This is a genomic window from Streptomyces soli, assembly GCF_003999195.1.
GTDB classification, from domain to species: domain Bacteria; phylum Actinomycetota; class Actinomycetes; order Streptomycetales; family Streptomycetaceae; genus Actinacidiphila; species Actinacidiphila soli.
This window is the reverse complement of record NZ_RJVR01000060.1, coordinates 1-4,666: the sequence shown is the minus strand read 5'-3', so window position 1 is coordinate 4,666 and position 4,666 is coordinate 1. Positions and strand designations below refer to the sequence as shown.

2 protein-coding genes and 1 pseudogene are annotated in these 4,666 nt (G+C 74.5%); 2 read left to right on the top strand and 1 reads right to left on the bottom strand.

Annotated features, from left to right (window positions below; translation table 11 throughout):
* Together EFK10_RS04480 and EFK10_RS04475 are read left to right on the top strand one after the other, a co-directional pair.
* Positions 1–1,733, top strand: a pseudogene (locus tag EFK10_RS04480) (serine protease); the annotation flags it as partial.
* A gap of 85 nt (positions 1,734–1,818) precedes the next feature.
* Positions 1,819–2,772, top strand: a complete 954-nt coding sequence (locus tag EFK10_RS04475; protein WP_127354469.1) for a bifunctional riboflavin kinase/FAD synthetase — start codon at positions 1,819–1,821, stop codon at positions 2,770–2,772.
* Between the two features lie 340 nt (positions 2,773–3,112).
* Here the strand turns inward: EFK10_RS04475 and EFK10_RS04470 are convergent.
* Positions 3,113–4,666, bottom strand: a 1,554-nt coding sequence (locus EFK10_RS04470; protein WP_240676983.1) for a MinD/ParA family ATP-binding protein, incomplete at its 5' end; no start/stop codon positions are given.

Below are 4,666 nucleotides of genomic sequence, written 5' to 3'. Positions count from 1 at the left end.
CGGTGCCGCCTGCCCCGCCGCTGGCGCCGCCCTCCGCGCCACGGGCCCTTCCGGTGCCCCGGCACCGGATCGGGCCGGTCATCCAGTCGCTGCTGCTGGCCGCCCGGGAGTCCGGTCCCGCCGCACTCGGCCGCCGCCTGCGCGAGCTGGTCCGGGTCCTCGACCGGGCCGCCGCCGAGCCCACCGCGCCGGCAACGCCCGCCGATCCCCGCCGGGCCGACGCCGTGTGGTGGGCGGCTCACCTGCTGGGCGAGGTGTTGCTCCGGCTGCCGGACGCCACCGCTTACCGGGGCGTGCTGCGGCTGCTGGCGGAGCGCGTCAGCGCCCGCTCGGTCGAGCGGGGCGGCTTCCCGGGGGAGGCGGGTGGGGGTGGCCTCGCCGAGTTCGGGCCCTGGTTCTGGCGGCGGATCCGGCTTCCGCTCGCCGACCGGCTGGAGCTGCTCCGGCTGCTGCTGCCGGCCGACGCCCCGCCGTCCCCCGGCCCGGCGGGGGAGCGGTTCCTGACCGCCGCCGGGGAGCTGCTGGCCGCCGAGCCACGTGCGGCGATGCCCGTGCTGTGCGGGTGGTTCGACGACGAGCGGCCCCTGCAGACGGCACCGGGCGGCGGGGGGCCGCGCCCCACTGTGGCTGCGGCAGCCCAGGCGCTGCTGCACACCCACCGGCAGCGGGCCGTGGACGACCTCACGGAGGCGCTGGTCGCCGCGGCCCATCCGCGCGCCGACGAACTGCTGGTGGCCCTGGCGGAGGACGAGCCGTCGGCGGTGTGCCGCGCCGTGGACCGGTGGGCGCACGAGGAGCGGCCCGAGCGCCACGTCGCCGCGATCTCGTACGGCCTGCGTGCCGCCCCGCACGTCACCACGGGCGCCGACCGCGAACTGCTCCGCTACGCCGCCCTCGCCATCCTGGGCCGCCCCGCCGACTGCACCCTGCACGGCGGCGCCCTGGCCCTCCTCGTACGCGACCCCGCCACCCGCTCCCGGCACCTGCCGGCCGCCCTCGCCCATTTCGCCGCCGGCGATGTCCAGCTGCCGGTCAGTGCGCTCGCCGCCGCCCTCACCACGCACCCGGAACCGGTGCTGGCCGGCTTCCAGGCCCGGCTCCGCGAGCCCGGCGACGGCGCCGCCGAGGTGCTGTGCGCGCTGGCCGAGGTGACCACGCCCGCCCTCGCGCGCCGGGTCGCCGTCCTCGTACGCGACCACCTCGACCACCGCCCCGAAGGCGCCGCCCATGTGGCCGCCTACCTCGACCGGCGCCTGGAGCACGGGCCCAGCGCGCGTTCCGTGATCTTCCCGCTGGCCGTCGGCCTGCTCCGGAACCAGCCCCCGGAAGTGCGGCGCGCGCTCGCGCCCGTACTGGCCGGGCCCGGCACCCACACCTCGCGCCCGCTGCGCCAGGAACTCCTCGACGCCCTCCTGGACCACGAACGCGACCCGGCCGTCCTCGACGCCCTGCTGCGCGCCGCCGCCGACGGCTGCGCCCGCCGCCCCGCCCCCGTGACCCGCGACCTCGTCCACCGCGTCGGGCTGCTGCTCTGCCGTACGCCAGAGGGCGCGGCATCCTTCGACCGGCGCCTGGTGCAGCTGGCCGGCGGGTCGCCGGGCTTCGCCCTCCAGGTGCGCGGCTGGCTGGCCACGGGCGGCGGCGGATGGGACGCGGTGATCGGCCCGAGCGCCCGCCGGATGTTCGAGCGCCTTGAGCCCGACCCCGGACCGCCTGCCGTGTTAGCCCGATGAAACACGGCCGGTTCCCGGGGGGACCCGGCGGCATGGCAGTCTTGGACCTGCAGATTGCCGAATGGAATGGCGAGGAGCGGTCACAGTGCAGCGCTGGCGGGGCTTGGAGGACGTTCCCAGGGACTGGGGGCGTAGCGTCGTCACCATCGGCTCGTACGACGGGGTCCACCGCGGCCACCAGCTCATCATCGGCCGCGCGGTCGAGCGGGCCCGTGAGCTGGGCCTCAAGTCGGTCGTCGTCACCTTCGACCCCCACCCCAGCGAGGTCGTACGCCCCGGCTCCCACCCCCCGCTGCTCGCCGCGCACCACCGCCGCGCGGAACTGATGGAGGGCCTCGGCGTCGACGCCCTGCTGATCCTCCCCTTCACCTCCGAGTTCTCCAAGCTCTCCCCGGGTGACTTCATCCGTACCGTCCTGGTCGACGCCCTGCACGCCAAGGTCGTCGTCGAGGGCCCCAACTTCCGCTTCGGCCACAAGGCGGCCGGCGACGTCGAGTTCCTCACCGCCATGGGCCTCAAGTACGACTACGACGTCGACGTCGTCGACCTCTACGTCACCGGCGCCGCCGGCGCCGGACTCCCCTTCTCCTCCACCCTCGCCCGCCGCCTCGTCGCCGAGGGCGACGTCGAGGGCGCCATGGAAATCCTCGGCCGCCCCCATCGTGTGGAAGGCGTCGTCGTCCGCGGCGCCCAACGCGGCCGCGACCTCGGCTACCCCACCGCCAACGTCGAGACCCTCCCTCACACCGCCATCCCCGCCGACGGCGTCTACGCCGGCTGGCTCCACGTCGACGGCGAGGCCATGCCCGCCGCCATCTCCGTCGGCACGAACCCGACGTTCGACGGCACGTCCCGTACGGTCGAGGCCTACGCCATCGACCGTGTCGGCCTCGACCTGTACGGGCTCCACGTCGCCGTCGACTTCCTCGCCTACCTGCGGGGGATGGAGAAGTTCGACACCATCGACGCCCTGCTGGAGCGCATGGCGGATGACGTGAAGCGGGCGCGCGAGCTGGTCGACGCGCACGACGCCGCCTAGCACCCGGACCCAGGGGGGACCTGATCATGGCGTCATCGCAGCTGTACCCGTCGGCCTTCGGCCCTGACGCGACGCTGCCCCGCCCCGCCCCGCCCCGGCGTGGCCGGCCGCCCGCTGGGCGGCCTCTTCTTCGTCATCGCCCTTGCCTGTTTCGGCTTTGCCTTCTCCAACGCGGCCCAAGCGGCAGGCCTGACCGGCACCCACGGCACTCTGACCGTCGAACGCTGCGGGTGGAGCGGGGTGCCGGGACGGCCCGGCGCACTCCACCCGGCCGGCGGTAGGGAAAACCAAGGGCCCGGCACCGCGACGCGCGGTGCCGGGCCCTTGGCTTGCGTACGGGCTAGACCGGCGGCGGGGACGGCGGGTAGCCGTAGCCGGGTTGGGGGTCGGCGGGGGGTTGTTGCTGCCAGCCGGGTGGGGGCTGCTGGCCGTAGCCGGGCTGGGGTGGGGGCTGGTGTTGGGGCTGGGCTTCCGGGGGCGGCGGGGGTTGCTGGGCCCAGTTCTGCTGCTGCTCGTACTGCGGGGGCTGGGGCGGATAGCCCTGCTGGGGAGGCTGCTGAGCGTAAGGGTCGTACTGCTGCTGGCCGTAGAGACCCTGGGCCTGCTGCGCGCGGACCATGTCCTCGGCGACGAGGGCGGAGAGGTTGAAGTAGGCCTCGCGGGTCTTGGGGCGCATCATGTCGAGGTCGACTTCGGCTCCGGCGGCAAGGTGTTCGTCGAAGGGAACGACGATGACGCCGCGGCAGCGGGTCTCGAAGTGGGCGACGATGTCGTCGACCTTGATCATCTTGCCGGTCTCGCGGACGCCGGAGATGACGGTGAGGCTGCGCTGGACCAGGTCGGCGTAGCCGTGCGCGCTGAGCCAGTCGAGCGTGGTGCTGGCGCTGCTCGCGCCGTCGACGGACGGGGTGGAGATGATGATGAGCTGGTCGGCGAGGTCCAGGACGCCGCGCATGGCGCTGTAGAGCAGACCGGTGCCCGAGTCGGTGAGGATGATCGGGTACTGACGGCCGAGCAGGTCGATGGCGCGGCGGTAGTCCTCGTCGTTGAAGGTGGTGGAGACCGCCGGGTCGACGTCGTTGGCGATGATCTCCAGACCGGAGGACGCCTGGGAGGTGAAGCGGCGGATGTCCATGTAGCTGTGCAGGTTGGGGAGATTCTGCACGAGGTCGCGGATGGTCGCGCCGGTCTCGCGGCGGACGCGGCGGCCGAGGGTGCCGGCGTCGGGGTTGGCGTCGATCGCGAGGATCTTGTCCTGGCGCTCGGAGGCGAGGGTCGAGCCGAGGGCGGTGGTCGTGGTGGTCTTGCCGACACCGCCCTTGAGGCTGATCACTGCGATCCGGTAGCAGGACAGGACCGGAGTACGGATCAGCGCCAGCTTGCGCTCCCGCTCCTCCTGCTCCTTCTTCGCCCCGAGCTTGAACCGGCTGGGCTGCGCATTCGCCCCGGGCTTACGGGCCTTGGGCTGGTTGCGCAGCAGACGGTCCGAGGACAGCTCAACGGCTGCCGTGTAGCCCAGCGGTGCGCCGGCGACGCCACGGTGCTGGCCCTGCTCGGGCACCGTGGGCCAGCCGCCGCTGCGCGGGTCGACCGGCTGCGGGGGGCCGACGACGGGCTGCGGGGCCTGCGGCTGCGGCTGTTGCGGCTGGGGCGGTGCCTGGGGGGCGGGCTGGGCCTGAGCCTGCTGGGGCTGCGGCTGGGGCTGCTCGGCCTGGGGCGGGATGGGCGCGCCGGGCTGGGGGTAGCCGTAACCGGGCTGGGGCTGCGAAGGATACTGCTGCTGCGGGGGCTGCGGTTGGGCGGCGTACTGCTGTTGCGGGTACGGCTGCGGCTGGGCCTGCGGCGGTACGGGCGCGCCGGGCTGGGGGTAGCCGTAACCGGGCGGCGGGGGCGG